The sequence below is a fragment of the Pseudogracilibacillus sp. ICA-222130 genome, assembly GCF_037892545.1.
Lineage (GTDB): Bacteria > Bacillota > Bacilli > Bacillales > Amphibacillaceae > Pseudogracilibacillus.
In genome coordinates this window covers 1-16,706 of sequence record NZ_JBBKBG010000016.1, presented here as the reverse complement: position 1 = coordinate 16,706, position 16,706 = coordinate 1, and the positions used below count along the sequence as shown (strand labels likewise).

17 protein-coding genes and 1 riboswitch are annotated in these 16,706 nt (G+C 38.2%); of the genes, 1 reads left to right on the top strand and 16 read right to left on the bottom strand.

Features of this window, described 5'->3' with window-relative positions; genetic code table 11:
- Positions 1 to 191 precede the first annotated feature (191 nt).
- From WKT09_RS07990 to sufC, 16 genes are all read right to left on the bottom strand, one after another.
- Entirely contained in the window at positions 192 to 1,082 is an 891-nt protein-coding gene (locus tag WKT09_RS07990; protein WP_340415535.1) for a DUF6612 family protein, read from the bottom strand.
- A gap of 108 nt (positions 1,083 to 1,190) precedes the next feature.
- Entirely contained in the window at positions 1,191 to 1,733 is a 543-nt protein-coding gene (gene ssuE / locus WKT09_RS07985) for an NADPH-dependent FMN reductase (protein ID WP_340415534.1), read from the bottom strand.
- 31 nt (positions 1,734 to 1,764) lie between these two features.
- Entirely contained in the window at positions 1,765 to 3,096 is a 1,332-nt protein-coding gene (locus tag WKT09_RS07980; protein WP_340415533.1) for an LLM class flavin-dependent oxidoreductase, read from the bottom strand.
- A 112-nt stretch (positions 3,097 to 3,208) separates the two neighbouring features.
- Positions 3,209 to 4,000 (bottom strand): transporter substrate-binding domain-containing protein, encoded by a 792-nt coding sequence (locus WKT09_RS07975; protein ID WP_340415532.1) that lies wholly within the window; start codon positions 3,998 to 4,000, stop codon positions 3,209 to 3,211.
- A 101-nt stretch (positions 4,001 to 4,101) separates the two neighbouring features.
- Complete coding sequence (locus WKT09_RS07970) at positions 4,102 to 4,773, bottom strand: amino acid ABC transporter permease (protein WP_340415569.1); 672 nt, start codon at positions 4,771 to 4,773, stop codon at positions 4,102 to 4,104.
- Between the two features lie 63 nt (positions 4,774 to 4,836).
- The gene (locus WKT09_RS07965; RefSeq protein WP_340415531.1) at positions 4,837 to 5,832 is read right to left on the bottom strand and encodes an MsnO8 family LLM class oxidoreductase; all 996 of its coding nucleotides are present in this window, start codon (positions 5,830 to 5,832) and stop codon (positions 4,837 to 4,839) included.
- A 226-nt stretch (positions 5,833 to 6,058) separates the two neighbouring features.
- A complete protein-coding gene (locus tag WKT09_RS07960) occupies positions 6,059 to 6,943 on the bottom strand; it encodes a LysR family transcriptional regulator (protein WP_340415530.1) in 885 nt (294 codons plus the stop codon).
- A gap of 90 nt (positions 6,944 to 7,033) precedes the next feature.
- On the bottom strand, positions 7,034 to 7,810 hold the full coding sequence (locus WKT09_RS07955; RefSeq protein ID WP_340415529.1) for an energy-coupling factor transporter transmembrane component T family protein: 777 nt from the start codon (positions 7,808 to 7,810) through the stop codon (positions 7,034 to 7,036).
- Positions 7,807 to 9,450 (bottom strand): ABC transporter ATP-binding protein, encoded by a 1,644-nt coding sequence (locus WKT09_RS07950; protein ID WP_340415568.1) that lies wholly within the window; start codon positions 9,448 to 9,450, stop codon positions 7,807 to 7,809. The genes WKT09_RS07955 and WKT09_RS07950 overlap by 4 nt, the downstream gene beginning before the upstream one ends.
- Complete coding sequence (locus WKT09_RS07945) at positions 9,440 to 10,045, bottom strand: ECF transporter S component (RefSeq protein WP_340415528.1); 606 nt, start codon at positions 10,043 to 10,045, stop codon at positions 9,440 to 9,442. The genes WKT09_RS07950 and WKT09_RS07945 overlap by 11 nt, the downstream gene beginning before the upstream one ends.
- A 144-nt stretch (positions 10,046 to 10,189) precedes the next feature.
- A riboswitch (TPP riboswitch) is annotated at positions 10,190 to 10,293 on the bottom strand.
- 156 nt (positions 10,294 to 10,449) lie between these two features.
- Positions 10,450 to 10,803 (bottom strand): DUF2200 domain-containing protein, encoded by a 354-nt coding sequence (locus WKT09_RS07940; RefSeq protein WP_340415527.1) that lies wholly within the window; start codon positions 10,801 to 10,803, stop codon positions 10,450 to 10,452.
- 171 nt (positions 10,804 to 10,974) lie between these two features.
- Positions 10,975 to 12,372 carry a Fe-S cluster assembly protein SufB gene (gene sufB / locus WKT09_RS07935; RefSeq protein WP_340415526.1) on the bottom strand — a complete coding sequence of 466 codons (1,398 nt, stop codon included), beginning with the start codon at positions 12,370 to 12,372 and terminating at the stop codon, positions 10,975 to 10,977.
- Positions 12,373 to 12,394: 22 nt separating this feature from the next.
- On the bottom strand, positions 12,395 to 12,826 hold the full coding sequence (gene sufU, locus WKT09_RS07930; RefSeq protein ID WP_336266170.1) for a Fe-S cluster assembly sulfur transfer protein SufU: 432 nt from the start codon (positions 12,824 to 12,826) through the stop codon (positions 12,395 to 12,397).
- Positions 12,813 to 14,036, bottom strand: a complete 1,224-nt coding sequence (locus WKT09_RS07925) for a cysteine desulfurase (RefSeq protein WP_340415525.1) — start codon at positions 14,034 to 14,036, stop codon at positions 12,813 to 12,815. Before WKT09_RS07925 ends, sufU begins: the two co-directional genes overlap by 14 nt.
- Entirely contained in the window at positions 14,036 to 15,343 is a 1,308-nt protein-coding gene (gene sufD, locus WKT09_RS07920; protein ID WP_340415524.1) for a Fe-S cluster assembly protein SufD, read from the bottom strand. Before sufD ends, WKT09_RS07925 begins: the two co-directional genes overlap by 1 nt.
- Positions 15,344 to 15,363: 20 nt before the next feature.
- On the bottom strand, positions 15,364 to 16,152 hold the full coding sequence (gene sufC / locus WKT09_RS07915) for a Fe-S cluster assembly ATPase SufC (protein ID WP_340415523.1): 789 nt from the start codon (positions 16,150 to 16,152) through the stop codon (positions 15,364 to 15,366).
- A gap of 257 nt (positions 16,153 to 16,409) precedes the next feature.
- Here sufC and WKT09_RS07910 point away from each other — a divergent pair.
- A partial coding sequence (locus tag WKT09_RS07910; protein ID WP_340415522.1) for a hypothetical protein occupies positions 16,410 to 16,706 on the top strand: 297 nt, incomplete at its 3' end.

Below are 16,706 nucleotides of genomic sequence, written 5' to 3'. Positions count from 1 at the left end.
TCCTTTACACCGTACATTTTTTGGTTCTTTCATTATACCACATAGGAACAAATATTGGTTATTTATCATATTATTTATTTCATTTTTCCTATCATCTCTATTCTATAGCGAAAAAGATAGGTAAATAGAAACAAACATACGAAACAGACATCCTATATTCCGTCCCGTATGTTTTCAAATTCTACGATACCTTACATCGGTTCAGCATTTTGTTTTATATCATCTGGTACTGTGACCGCTTCAATCGCATTTTGATTCGAAAATGTTTGCACTTGTTTTTGATGTACCGTCATTTTATCTTTTTCAATATTGAAATCTTCATCATATGTAAATGTTTTATCCAAAACGATTTCTGTCACGAACAAAGTTTCTTTGGCAATCGTTATTTGTACCGTCATCTCTTCTACCTTATACGTATTATTCAATGCTTCAAATGCTGGTTGTTCTGCATTTTTATCCATTTTTGTTGCTTGCTGTGGTTGTAACTCGAATGTAACGACATATGTATCTTCTGTTTCATCCAATGATTCTTTTTCAGCAACATTGCGATACGTTTCCGTAATATGATCAAATACCATCATTTCTTGTTCCCGAAACTCTTCATCGGACAAAGTGTTTTCCGATTCACTCCATGTATCACCGTCCAATTTCATATATGTCTTTCCGTCGACGATGTAAAATCCTCCTTCATATTCGAAGGATTCTTGTTCTTCTTCATTAAACCCTTTCGGTTGTTTTTGCTCCATCATGACTTCCATTTGAAATGGTTCAAACACGATATCTAAAGCTTCCTTCGTATACAGATGGCTTTCTTCTTCTTGGAATGTTTCGATTGTATTCGTTTCTTCTATCATCGTAAAACTATCTAATGCTTTATTGACATCTGCCACTTCTTCCATCAGTTGATCGATAGTAATGGATGCATTTTTGGATGATTTCTCCTTTTTCGTCTCTTTTTGTTCGTTCGTTATTTCGATATTTGTATTCGTATCTGCGTTTTGTTCATTCGATTTATTACTACAAGCGAATAAAACAAAGGCAACAGCTAATAGGACAAGATTTATTTTTAAGCCTTTCTTCATCATGACCCTCCATTTCTATATATTCTATCTTACCACGTTCACGAGTTAATGTTGAAATTTTTTAAATAAAAAATAAAACGCCTAGAAAAATGTTCTAGACGTTTCATTTTATACTATTTCATAATAAATTTCTTTTAATTTATGTTCGAATATATTTATTTGTTTTTCGGTTCTCTCTAGCATGCTACTATCTTGAATCGGGTTTTCTTTCGAGGAATCGATTTGTTCATCTTGAAAATATAATCCTTGAAGTGGTTCCCCTTTTACAGCATGGATCAATGGATTGAAGGCAAAATCAATTGCAAGTAAGTGTGCTGCACTTCCACCAGTCATGATTGGTAAAACGGGTTTCCCTCGTAATCCATCCTGTGGAAGTAAATCTATCAACGTTTTTAACGCACCACTATATGCTGCTTTATATACGGGGGAGCCAATGATTACTCCTTTTGCGGCAGCAATTTTTTCATTTGTTTCTTGAATGACGTTACTAGTAAAATTCGCATACAGTAAATCTTCAGCTGGAATATCGGTGACAGAAATATGTGACGTCGTATACCCCTTTTTTTGAAACAATGAGGCAAGATAAAATAAAATACGTTCGGAACGAGAATGTGCTCTCGGGCTACCTGATATGAAAACGATGTCGCTCATGTTGATACTCCTCTCTATCTATGAAAATTATTTATCGTGGCACATGTGCTTGTTTCGTAAATTGATTTTCTGGTATGTGTAAGCCTAAATTTTCACGTAATGTCGGCTTTTTCGGTTCGTTGTTGTAATAACCTTTTTCTTCTAATATTGGTAAGACGTTATTTAAAAATGCGTCATATTGTTTGCCAAATACTGGCATACTTAATACAAATCCGTCAGCTGCTTTTTCATCGATCCATTTGATCATTTCATCTGCAACTTTTTCATATGATCCGATAAACGAATGTTTAGGCGTTGCAACACGTAATGCGACTTCTCGTAAAGTTAAATTTTCTTCTTTCGCAAACTTTTTAATATCGTCTGTCGTGGATTGGAAACTATTTTTGCCGACATCCCCGATATCTGGAAAAGGTTCATCTAATGGAAATTGGGTGAAATCGAAATGATCAAAAAATCGTCCGAGATATGCGAGGGCATCATCGATCGTAACGAAATGTTTGATTTGTTCGTATGCCGCTTCTGCTTCCTCGTCCGTTGCACCGACAATTGGTGATAATGCTGGTAAAATGACGATATCATCCTCTGTTCGCCCGTGTGAAATCGCAGCCGTTTTTACAGCTTTGTAATATGCTTGTGCACTTTCTACTGTCGCTTTATTCGTAAAAATGGCTTCCCCATTTTTTCCGGCAAATTCGATACCTGTTTTAGATGAACCAGCTTGGAAAATAACTGGTTGGCCTTGTTGGGATCTTTGAATATTTAAAGGACCTTCAACTTGAAAATACCTACCCTCATAATGTACGCGGTGCATTTTTTCTTCCTCAAAAAACTGCCCTGTCTCACGATTTCGAACGAATGCATCATCTTCCCATGAATCCCATAATCCTTTCACCACTTCTACATATTCATCTGCCATTTCATATCTGAGAGAATGTGCTGGATGGTTCCCTTTTTGGAAATTTTTCGCCGTGTTTTCTAAGGGGGTTGTGACGACGTTCCATCCAGCACGACCACCAGATAATATATCTAAGGAAGCAAATTGTCGTGCAATATTAAATGGTTCACTATATGTCGTAGATACCGTACCGACAAGCCCTATCGTTTCTGTTGTTGCAGCAAGTGTCGATAGCAATGTTAATGGTTCAAATCGGTTAAGGAAATGTGGGATCGATTTTTCATGAATATGCAATCCATCTGCGATAAAAATGAAATCCAGTCCAGCTTTTTCTGCCTTTTGTGACACGTTTATATAATGATTGATATTAATACTTGCATCTTTTGGCACATCTTGTGCTTTCCATGCGTTCATATGACCACCAGCACCTTGAATAAGGACACCGAGTTTCACGTCTTTTTTCGTCATGACACATCTTCCTCTCCATTTTTTTAGAAAAAGTGGGGGCTGGGTGCGTAACAGTGCGAAATGTTCATGATAAATATTCCCACTGTCTCGACCCCCACGTTATACACCTTCATTATTTTTCATCTTCTAAAAGGTCGACTCCGAAATACTCTAATGAAATTTCCGAAAACTTCCCATTTTCTTTTAATCGATTGGTCGCTTCATTTAACTCCTCAATCAATGCATCGTTTTCTTCTGTTTTTTGAAATGGCAATGCAACTGGTTGATCCCCAAATGGTTCTCCGACAATACGTAATGGGAGTTCACGCTCACTAATTTGAGCCAATAATTGTTCACGGCCGTAAATGAGCCCTTCAACTTTTCCAGATGCGAGATCTGTATACACGACATCATTTGATTCATACGTAATTAATTCATAATCAAGGTCAGGGAACTCTGCTGCAAGCACGTTTTCAAAATTCGTTCCCATCATGGTCGCAATCTCCTTCCCTTCTATATCTTCTACCTTATTTAATGTATCGTTCTTTTCTGCCGTTGCGATAACCGCTTTTGAACTATAGTATGGTTCTGTGAAATTGTATGTTTCTCCTCGTTCTGGCGTAGCTGCAAAATTGATCGCTGTATCTACTTTTCCAGATTGTAAATTAGCGAGCACACCATTCCAATCAGAAGTTACCCATTCTACTTCATATCCAGCTTCCTCCACAATTTCCTTCACAATGTCCACACTAAATCCTTTTAAATCATCCTCTTCTTTAAAAGAAACTGGGAAACTGTCAGGCACTGTCCCAACTTTAATTACATTTTCATCTGTTGCATTTGCCGCTTCCTTCGTATCTTCTTGGCCACATGCCGCTAAAAATAGGACCCCTATTACGAACAATAATAAACGAATACGTTTCATGTAAACATCCTCCTTCAACCTCTTTGATCCACACTTATTTTTCTTACACGAGCACTTTCGTACATGCTCCATCTTGTATACAAGTACGTTATTAGGCACCATTACACTTGATATGGTTTACTTATTCGATGTTCATACCAACTTTGCAATTGACTATATAATAGGGTAAGCACCCAATAAATGAGGCCGACCGCTAAATATGCTTCAAAAAACTTCATGTTTGCAGATGCGAGCATTTTTCCTTGAGCGAGTAATTCTGTCACGCCAATCGTAAAGGCGAGGGATGAATTTTTGATGAGACCGATAAACATATTTCCTGTTGCTGGAAGCGCATTTCGTATTGCTTGTGGCAACACAATACTCCGCAATGATTGGAAATACGTCATCCCGACAGAAATCGCTGCTTCTTCCTGCCCTTTATCAACAGATGTAAGTCCTGCTCGAAAAATTTCTGCCAAATAAGCGGAAGTATTTAATCCGAATGCGACGATAGCAGAAACGATTGCCCCTACATCATTGAATATTGGAAAAATTTGCGGTAAACCGAAATAAATCATTAATAATTGTACTAAAATCGGTGTGCCTCTAAAAAATGATATATATACTTTTGCCAGTTGCATGAAAATAGGTGTTTTGTTTACTAAAATAATCGCGATAACTGCCCCTATGACCGTCGCAATCGCCATCGCTGCAAACGTCATATACAATGTAATCGGTAAATAAGTGAGCAACTCTGGAATAATTTCAAACACATAACCGATATCGATATTCAATGATGACACACCTCCATTTTTTTACTTATACGTGATCTAATCACAATTTCCGATTAATAAATGTTACACATGTTGTTTATTTAAGACGCTTAACAATTGAAAGGATTGTAATCTTTTCGCTTCATCAAGCACTGGGGTGTGTACGATAAATTCATCGACATCATACGTCTTTGCAAGACGATCAAATGCTTCTTTCACATAATTTTGTGTTCCCGCTATTTTTTTCACTTTTTGTTCCTTCACTTCAAACGGTTCATTCGTTTGTCGCCATAATGCTTCCACCTGGTCTAAAGAAGCAACGGAAAGGGCGCGACCACTTTCAAATGTCACTTTATAAATATTATATTTCTCTGCCTCTTCCTCTGCCGCTTGTTGGTCTGTCCCGGCGAATGCAGCAACTGCGATAATAAACTTCCCATGCGGATGTAATGCACGATATGCATGAATCGTTTCTTCAAGCAATGTTTCATCCCCGTTTAAAAAACTAGCGAAGACAAAATTGGCACCGAGCCGTGCCGAAAATCGTGCACTGTTTACACTTGCCCCTAATAAAAATGTCGGCAATGTGCGTGCTATTTTCGGATGTACAACTGCCTCCGATAATATATGATCTTCTGGAATATCATTACTTAAAAATTGCTGCAACAATGTAAATCGTTCTTCAAAAGAAGTGTCATTGCCCGTTCCGCCATATCGTAATGCTGCGGTGGAAGCATTCAACCCTCCTGGTGCTTTCCCGATACCTAATTCCACTCGATCTGGAGCCAATGCTTCCATGACATGAAAATTTTCTGCCACTTTATAAGGGCTATAATGTTGCAACATGACACCACCAGCTCCGATTTTAATACTATTTGTTTGTGCCAACAAATGACTTATTAATATTTCTGGTGATGCACCAGCCAAATCATCTGACTGATGATGTTCTGCCACCCAAAATCGGTGATACCCCCAACTTTCTGCTTTTTTAGCTAGCTCAACCGTACTTTGCAATGCATCTTGAGCTGTTTTATTAGGAAAAATTGGACTTTGATCTAAAATCCCAATTTTATATGTCATATGTGCTTCCTCCGTTCATCATTTTATCATTTCCACTTTCGTTAACGATACACCATGAAACAACGACAACACGGTATTTTTTGACGAAATATATAAAGATTTTTATGACTATGCATCGTCATCCACCTTTTAATGTTAGTTTTCACATTCAATTACTCGGAATTAAATGTTATAAATAGTATATCATAGCAATTTTTATTCGTGTAATAGATTTTCATTTATTTTCTTATAGAGAAACTCTATCAATCTCTTTCGTCCATGTTACTAAGTGATCAAAATATGACGGTTTTTCTCCCATATAATGAATCATTTGGGCTTTTAACGATTCCTTGGCGACGACAGGAACATCAAGGGTTGTTAGTCTACCGTCTGCCACTTCCTTTCTTACACATATTTCTGGTAAAAATCCAATGCCAGCACCTTCTAGTATTAATCCTTTCGCTGTTTCTAAACTATCTACTTCATACGTAATCGTCGGTACATATGCGGCATTGAAAAATAAGTTTTTCACCTTCGTCCAATCTAATGACCCACATTCATAAAATACGAATGTTTCCTCTTGCAACTGTTCCATACTGATATTTGGCACATTTTCTAAATGATGTGGGCGTGAAACGAATAAACGAATTGGCGTTTGTAACATCGCAATTTTTTCTAAAGATGGATGGGTGCTCGCCCGCACAAAACCAACATCTACTTCCCGGTGCAATACTTTACTTTCGATTTCTTCTGTCGTCCCTGTATGCATCGTAATTTGGACGTTCGGATAGGCTAATTTAAATTTCGGTAAGACGTAAGGCATGACATAATTAGCGATGAGCCCAGTCACTCCAATAACGATATGATCTGTTGCCGCGGTTTCTTTCATTCGTTTCTGGCCACTTTTATACGCTTGCACGATAGATTCCGCATATGGAATGAACGCTTTTCCTTCTTTCGTCATGACGAGGGAACGTCCGACCCGTTCAAATAACGCAACATTCAACTCTTTTTCCAATGTACGAATGCGTGAAGACACGGATGGTTGTGACAAAAACAATGCTTCCGCAGCTTTATTCACACTCCCAAAATGATGTACATATAAAAAAGCTTCTAAGTTTTGAATATTCAACGTAGAACCTCCTAAACATTAATTATAATTAAGTATATCAGTTTACTACGAATAGTCTATAAAAAAGAATCTAGTATGATACTAGACGCTTTAAAATTGTTTATGAAACACTTTCAAATAACCAAGTTTATACGAAATAAAAGCACCCACTCCTAACATGCCCACCATCATGGCGAAAAAAATCCAATCTCGTGCTGTCACATATGTTCGATGGTAATAGGTCCTGTTTCTATCGCCTGTAAATCCTTTTGACTCCATTGCAATGGCAACACGTTCTGCTTTTCTTATCCCATTCGCTAAAAGTGGAATCGAATAACGCTGAAATCGATGCATTTTTCCTTTTATCCCTCTCATTCTATCAACCCCACGAATTTGGTGTGCTTTTTGTAATAGTTGAAATTCATGTTGAAATACTGGCAAAAAGCGATATCCAGCAATAATGCCGTATGCAAATTTCGGTGGCAGTTTACATTGATGAATAAAGCTCATCATAAGCTGTGTCGTATCTGTCGTAAAAATAAACATCATGGACATCATTAAAAAACAGAGGGAACGAAACATAATACTTAATCCTGTTTGAAGGCCACCAGTCGTTAATGTCATCCAACCAAAGGTGAAAAGGACATCTCCACCAGTAAAACTATCATTTGCATACAGTGCAGCTGTCCAACCGAATCCGAATGACAGGAATAAAAACAGAGCGAAAATTTTCAGTCCTTTACGCAGTGGAATCTTCCCATAACCAAATGTCATACAAAGTAAAAACACGAAATAAAAAAGTGGTGTAAACCAATCATAAAAGAGACTGAGACATAGTCCTGGTACTAAAATTGCCAATAACTTCATGACGGGATTCATGTCTTTCATCCTATTTCCCCTACCTTCTGTCGCACATATTTCGCTTCCAACGGCCGACGTAAATGGGCAGCGCGTAACAGATCTTCCTGTTCCCATAATGTATCAGGAGCACCATGATAGGCAATTTCCCCTTCATGGAGCACGTATACCATATCACTTATGGCAGCAAGATCCATATCATGTGTGACAATCATGATCGTAATACCTTTTTCCCTTAATTCGAATATCGTATGTATTAATCGTGCTGTCGTTTCCGCATCTTGACCAAATGTCGGTTCATCAAATAATAGCATATCTGGTGTATCATCCAGTGCTGTAGCAACACTTAACCTCCGCTTTTGCCCTCCACTTAGCGAAAATGGATTCCGATACTTCTCACTTTCAAGTTGAAAATGTTCGAGTAAATACGTGGCGGTAGCCTCCATTTTTTCTCGTGGTTCCTCATTTAACCGCATGGAAAAGACAAGTTCATCATAAACCGTATCCGTAATAAATTGATGTTCTGGATTTTGAAAAACGAAACCTAATTGTTGTCGCAGTTTCGTTTCTTTCCATTTTTGTAAAGGTCGATGTTGGAAATAAACTTTTCCCTTCGTCGGGGGGATAATTCCAGCCATCAACTCAAGCAAGGTAGATTTACCGGCCCCATTTCTGCCAAGAATAGATATAAAAGCACCTTTCGGAATGTCCATATGAATCTGTTTTAAAATCGTCCGCGTTTTTCGTTTATAAGTAACATGTTCGAGACGCATGACGGTTTCAGCGTCTTTAGCTTCATTTCGATTTTGCGTGGAGGAACGAGTATACAAACAAGCACCAAAAGAATGGCTAGAAAACTTCTTCGGTATAAAAATGCCCGCTTCTTTCACTTGTGCTTTATACGTCGTAAACATTTCTTCTGGGGATGCATCTTGTAGCAAGCGACCATTTTTCCCTAATAATAATACACGGTCTGTCATATTCAACCATGCATCTGCTTGATGGTCGATAATGAATACGCTCATTTGTCGTTCTTCTTGAATGTGTTGGATAAGGTTGATAAATGATTCGGTTGCATGTGGATCCAAATTAACCGTCGCTTCATCTAAAATAAGCAATGTCGGTTCCAATAAAAGAACGGCAGCTAAAGCAATTTTCTGTTTTTCTCCTCCTGATAATTCGTGAAGTTTCCGATGTTTATATTTTTCCATGCCGACTAATAAAAGCACTTCATCGATTTTTTCGTCCATTTCTTGCTCTTTTATCGCCATATTTTCCAATGTAAAAGCTAACTCATCGGCAACATGAATCATGCAAAATTGTGCTTCAGGATCTTGAAAGACGACACCGATCTGTTTGCTCCATGTGCCAGCTGGAGAATCTTGCAAATGTTCTCCGCGAAACCTTATGGAACCAGCTGTTTCTCCTTCCACCGCTTCCGGGTATAGTCCATTTAAACAGAGCGATAATGTACTTTTACCAGAACCGCTTGGCCCCATGAGCAATGTCACTTCATTTTCATACAATGTGACATCCAGCTCCCGTAAAACGGCCTCCTCCAATGATTCATAAGCAAATGAAAAATTTTCAATGGTGACTAATGGACGCTTTGTTTCCCTCCAGTTGCTTCCGTTTGCATGTTCATCACCGTTCACTCGTTTATGCAGCATCTTGTTCACGTTTTTTTCTAACCTCCTTTCCTAATGCATAACCATCTAATACACCTGTACATGCCAACTTATCTGCTATCCATTTTCCGAGTACACCACTTAGCAATGCTCCACTTATTAAACGAATCGAAAGCATCCCAATTAGTACAGAGGGAGCAAGATCCAGATTTCCAGAAGCGAATAATTGATACACAAAACTATATATGGCTGCGATCATTCCGGACAAAATTAGTATGCCAAGACGATAATTGTTATATTTCGTTAATAGAAATGCCGTCTCAATCCCTGCCCCTTGGATAAGCCCAATGATTAAAACCTTTGCCCCACCAGGACCACCTGCTAAAATTTCAACCCCAGCTGAAATAATTCCTGTAAAAAGGGCTGCCCCAGGCTTCCGAATGATATACATCGCAACGACAGATCCGATAAACCATAATCCAAACACAAACTCAAAACTAAATGGCGCAAGTCCAATCGGGGTTAATACATTTCGTAAAGTAGATGCAAACAACACGAAAAACATATATAGTACCCCAGCAACAACCGAAATAATCGATAACATTACAATTTCTTTCAACTTCCAATTTTTTGTCATACGTCCATACACTCCTTTGTTATGATTGTCGTGCTTTGTTGTTTGTTGATCGCTCCTTTCCTTTTTTCACCAATAAAAAAACTGCAATCCCGATAAGGAAATGCAGTCGAATATATAAATATACAAAAATAACATATATACAGTATATGCCCGGCCACACTTCCCCACGCTAGTATTATCTAGATCGGGTGCCAAGGGTCAAGGTTTACCTTTCTCAGCCATTCAACATAGCTCCCCTAGTGCTTTTAACATGTATGAAATTTTCTAACTACGATTGTACGAGATTGCATGCGAACTGTCAAGCTCCATTTTTATTCCAATGTCTGAAAATTCGAGCATCATGATGTAAATAATCAAAAGTGACCTCGATGATTTGCTTAAACATTAAGGAATCTTTTTTTCGATTAATTTTTTCGCAAAATTTTCTCCATTGTTTTTCCTTTAGCCAATTCATCGATCAATTTATCTAAATAACGAATTTCCTGCATCAATGGTTCTTCGCTCTCTTCCACGCGTACCCCACAAATGACTCCTTTAATACGTGTTCTCGCCTCATTCATTGCTGGTGCATGTGCAAAAAACGTTTCAAAATCTGTTTGTTTATCAAGTTCTGTTTCGAGTTGTTCCTGACTGTAACCTGTCAACCAACGAATGATTTCATCTACTTCTTCCTTCGTCCGCCCTTTCCTCTCCGCCTTCGTTATATAATGTGGGTACACACTCGCAAAACTCATCGTATATATTTTATGTTTTTTCATTTACATTCCTCCATCCTTTCACACTAAAACATGCATGATGATATTCCTTTAGCTTTGTTGCAATTTTTTCTATACATGCACATTCAAGATGTCACTTTTTACAATTCATCCAAACTGATCGAACAAAAAAAACCTATCACAATCATCATTGTGATAGGTATTTTTATGCGATTAACCAATCGAACCTTCCATCTCGAATTTGATTAGACGGTTCATTTCTACTGCATATTCCATTGGTAATTCTCTTGTGAATGGCTCGATGAAACCCATTACGATCATATCTGTTGCTTCTTGTTCTTCTAGTCCTCTACTCATTAAGTAGAATAACTGTTCTTCTGAAACTTTTGATACTTTCGCTTCGTGTTCAAGAGAAATATTGTCATTTAAGATTTCGTTGTACGGAATCGTATCTGACGTGGAAATATTATCTAAAATTAACGTATCACACTCGATATTCGAGCGAGCTCCTTCTGCTTTACGTCCGAAGTGAACGATACCGCGGTACGATACTTTTCCGCCGTCTTTTGAAATAGATTTCGAAACGATGGAAGAGGAAGTATTCGGTGCTAAGTGGAACATTTTCGCACCAGCATCTTGGTGTTGCCCTTTTCCAGCTATAGCGATGGAAATGGTCACACCACGTGCACCTTCCCCACGTAATAAAACAGATGGGTATTTCATCGTTAATTTCGATCCCATATTACCGTCAATCCACTCCATAGAACCGTTCGCTTCCACCGATGCACGTTTTGTAACTAAGTTGTACACGTTGTTTGCCCAGTTTTGGATAGTTGTATAACGGCATGAAGCATCTTTTTGAACGAAAATTTCTACTACCGCACTGTGTAATGAGTTTGTCGTATAGGTTGGAGCTGTACATCCTTCCACATAGTGTACAGATGCCCCTTCATCCACGATAATCAGTGTTCTTTCAAATTGTCCCATATTTTCAGAGTTAATACGGAAATATGCTTGTAAAGGTACTTTTGCTTCTACTCCTTTTGGTACGTAGATGAAAGACCCACCAGACCAAACTGCTGTATTTAATGCAGCAAATTTATTGTCTGAAGCTGGTACAACTTTTCCGAAATACTCTTTAAAATATTCTTCATGCTCTTGTAAAGCCGAATCCGTATCAGAGAAGATTACTCCTAATTTCTCTAAGTCCTCTTCTAAGCTTTGGTATACTACTTCTGATTCGTACTGAGCAGAAACCCCTGCTAAATATTTTTGTTCTGCCTCAGGAATACCTAATGCATCAAACGTACGCTTAATTTCATCAGGTACTTCATCCCAAGTTCTTCCTTGTTGTTCTGTTGGTTTCACGTAATAAACAATTTCATCAAAATCTAACTCAGATAAATCTCCACCCCATTGAGGCATCGGCTTGGAGTAGAAAATGTCTAAAGCTTTTAGACGTTCTTCTAACATCCATTCAGGTTCGTTCTTCATACGTGAAATTTCTTCCACGACAGCTTTCGTTAACCCTCTCTCCGTACGGAACACCGAAATGTCTTTATCTTGGAAACCGTATTTATATTCACCAATTTCAGGTACATTTTTAGCCACGTAAAAAACCTCCTTAAAGTTTTTACTTTTTGTGTACTCGTTCCATCGCTTTCCATGCTAATGTCGCACATTTAATACGCGCTGGAAAATTCGAGACACCTTGTAATGCTTCAATATCTTCTAATCCAAAATCATCAAAATCTATTTCTTTCCCAAGCATCATTTGTGAAAATAGCTCTGACATTGCGAGCGCTTCTTCGACAGTTTTTCCTTTAATCGCTTGCGTCATCATCGATGCAGAAGCAAGGCTGATGGAGCATCCTTCTCCTGTAAACTTAACGTCCTCTACGATATCGCCATCGAGTTTAAACTGAAGAAAAATTCTATCCCCACAAGTTGGGTTATTCATTTCTACCGTTAAAGATTCGTCTTCAAAAGTGCCACGATTACGCGGATGTTTGTAATGATCCATAATCACTTGGCGATAGAGTGTGTCTAAATCAAAATGAGACATTTCCGAAATACTCCTTTGTTTTCAAAAGACCTTCCACTAAACGGTCGACTTCTTCTACTGTATTGTATAAGTACATGCTCGCTCTCGCTGTTGCAGATACTTGTAATTCTTTCATTAATACTTGTGCACAGTGGTGACCAGCACGAATCGCAATACCTTCTGTATCAAGCACCGTTGAAACATCATGTGGATGGACTTCATCTAGATTAAATGTTACGAGTGATGCTCGTTTTCTCGGTCCATAAATAGTTAAGCCGTCAATATTACTTAATGCATCGTACGCGTAATTTGCAATATGTTCTTCATGTGCGGCGATTTCGTCTAATCCAATCTCTTCTATAAAATCAATTGCTGCACCAAGACCAATTGCTCCCGCAATGATTGGTGTTCCACCTTCAAATTTCCATGGTAATTCTTTCCATGTTGAATCGTATTTTTCAACGAAGTCAATCATTTCACCACCGAATTCTACTGGTTCCATTGCATTTAGTAAATCCTCTTTTCCATATAATACCCCAATTCCAGTTGGCGCACACATTTTATGACCACTAAATGCATAAAAATCACAATCCAAATCTTGGACGTCTATTTTCATATGTGGAGCACTTTGTGCACCATCTACGACAATGACCGCGCCATTTTCATGAGCGATTTTTGCAATTTCTTTTACTGGATTAATCGTTCCAAGAACATTTGACACGTGAGCAATCGCAACGATTTTCGTTTGATTTGTTACCGTGTTTCGCACATCTTCTAAGGTGATCGTTCCATCTTCTTGCAATGGAATATATTTTAACGTTGCACCTTTTTTCTTTGCTACTTGCTGCCATGGAATGATGTTACTATGGTGTTCCATCGGCGTAATGACGATTTCGTCCCCTTCGTTTACATTCGCTAATCCATAGCTTTGTGCCACGATATTTAGTCCTGTCGTTGTTCCTCGGTTAAAAATAATTTCTGACGTGCTTTTTGCGTTAATAAAGCGACGTGCTTTTTCACGTGCTCCTTCATAAAGGTCTGTCGCACGTGAACCTAATGTGTGAACGCCACGGTGAACGTTCGAGTTTGTAGTACGATAATAATGATCGACTGCCTCTATAACAGATATTGGCTTTTGTGACGTTGCAGATGAATCAAGGTATACTAGTGGATGTCCATTAACTTCTTGATCTAAAACTGGAAACTGCTCACGAATCGCACGAATATCCATTATTTTATCTTCCCTTCAATTAACTGTGTTAACTGATTTTTAATCGTTTCGATTGGTAACTCAGCTACTACTGGTGCCATGAATCCGTGAATGATTAAACGCTCTGCGTCTGTACGAGTAATTCCGCGGCTCTGTAAGTAGTATAATTGCATTTCATCAATACGACCAACAGATGCAGCGTGACCTGCTGTTACATCATCTTCATCGATTAATAGAATTGGGTTTGCATCCCCACGAGCGTCTGCACTTAGCATTAATACACGTGATTCTTGATCAGCGTTTGCACGAGTAGCTCCGTTATAAATTTTTCCGATAGCGTTAAAGATAGCAGTCGTTGCCCCGTTTAACACTCCACGCTGTGAGATTTGACCATCTGTATCTAATCCAAAGTGTACGGTTTTCGCTGAAAAGTTTTGGATATTCTTACCAGTACCAACTGTTACAGTACGTAAGTTTGAAACAGAGCCATCTCCTTCTAAATGAGTAGCGTTTTCTGAAATCGTGTTTCCTTCGTTCATCTGTCCTAAAGCCCAATCAATAGTAGCTTGTGGCCCAGTTACTCCACGACGATTTACATATGTTGTTGTACCATTTGCAAAGTGGTCTACCGCTCCGAATGATACATATGCATTCGCACCCGCATATACTTCTGCAATCACATTCGCTACTGTTTCTTCCTCTTCATTGGAAGAAATATAGTTCTCCACATATGTCACTTCCGCATCGTCTTCTGCTACCACAATGACATGATTGAATAATGCTGTTTCATTATCTTCTTGCCAAAAAATAGCTTGAAGTGGTGTGTCGATTTTTACGCCTTTTGGAACGTAAATGAATGCCCCACCGTTCATTAATGCTGCATGTAAAGCTGTTAATTTATGCTCATCTACTGTTACTGCATTTTTCATATAATATTTTTTCACTAATGCTTCATGTTCTTGAAGTGCAGTGAAAATATCTGTAAAAATAACGCCTTTATTTTTTAAGTCGTCATGTAATGCATTAAATGCAACTGTTTCATTGCGTAAAATTAAAATGTTTTCTGGTCTGTTCTCTTGATCAATAAATGCTTCTAATCTTTCAGGTAGTTCTGATAAAGAAGCAATTTTTTCTCCTTGAGCACGATGTTTGAATTGTAAAAAATTCCATCTATTGATATTCGTTTTGTCTGGTTTAGGCATGTCGATTGAGTTTGCTAAGTCTAACCCTTCTAAACGAAGTTCAGTCATCCAATTTGGTTCGTTAAATTCTTTTGAAAAATTTTCAACATAGTCTTTATCGAATGGTATTTGAGTTACTGTAGTCATTGAACTATCCCTCCTAACGATTAAGCGTTTTGTCCAACAGTTTCGTCTTCAATCCCTAATTCTTCCTTGATCCACTCGTATCCGTCTTTCTCTAAGCGTTCAGCTAATTCTACGCCACCTGATTTCACGATACGTCCTTGCATAATAACGTGTACGAAATCTGGTTTGATGTAGTTTAATAAACGTTGGTAGTGTGTAATAATTAAGCATCCAATATTTGATTCTTCACGGATATTGTTTACTGCATCTGAAACGATACGTAAAGCGTCAATATCTAATCCAGAGTCAATCTCGTCTAATACTGCGATTGCTGGATTTAATAATTTCATTTGTAAAATTTCGTTACGTTTTTTCTCCCCACCTGAGAATCCTTCGTTTAGGTAACGTTGTGCCATATTTTTGTCGATTTCTAATTCTTCTAGAGCACCATCCATTTCTTTAATGAATTTCATTAGAGAAATTTCGTCTCCTTCTTCACGACGTGCGTTGATAGAAGAACGTAAGAAATCTGATGTTGTCACACCGCTAATTTCGCTCGGGTACTGCATCGCTAAAAATAGACCAGCACGTGCACGCTCATCAACTTCCATTTCTAATACTTCTTCTCCGTTTAATAAAATGCTACCGCTTGTTACTTCATATGATGGGTGCCCCATAATTGCAGAAGCTAATGTTGACTTCCCTGTTCCGTTTGGCCCCATAATAGCGTGGAACTCACCGCTCTTTATCGTAAGATTAATCCCTTTTAATATCTCTTTACCTTCAACAGAAACATGAAGATCTTTAATTTCTAAAGTATTTGTTGACATATAGATACCTCCACTACATGAATTTAATTTTTAGGTCTCTTCAACCTATGTTTGATTCTCATTACAATATTAAACGATAGCGTGGCATTTTTCAAATGTTACGGTTTTAAAAACTATGTATTCTCTAAGTTTTTTCTCATCGAGCGATTGGATGAATCGTTGACTGACCCTATTTCCATTCTCATTTAAGTGCGTTTTATCAATAATAGTTATCATTTAATATTTATTTTTTTCGTTTGTGGTCAGGGGGAGATTGGATGGATATTTTTGAAGGGAGAGTGAGGTGGGTGTTTTGCTTTTACTTGGGTTGGAGTAATATGCCGGATATCCGCAAGTGGAACGACTTTTTCACTTTTATTTGCGGAATTAACTCATATATCCGCAAGTGGAACGGCTTTTCCGCTTGTACTTGCGGAATTATCCCATATATCCGCAAGTGGAACGACTTTTTCGCTTGTTCTTGCGGAATTATCCTATATATCCGCAAGTGGAATGGCTTTTCCGCTTGTACTTGCGGAATTAACTCATATATCCGCAAGTGGAACGGCTTTTTC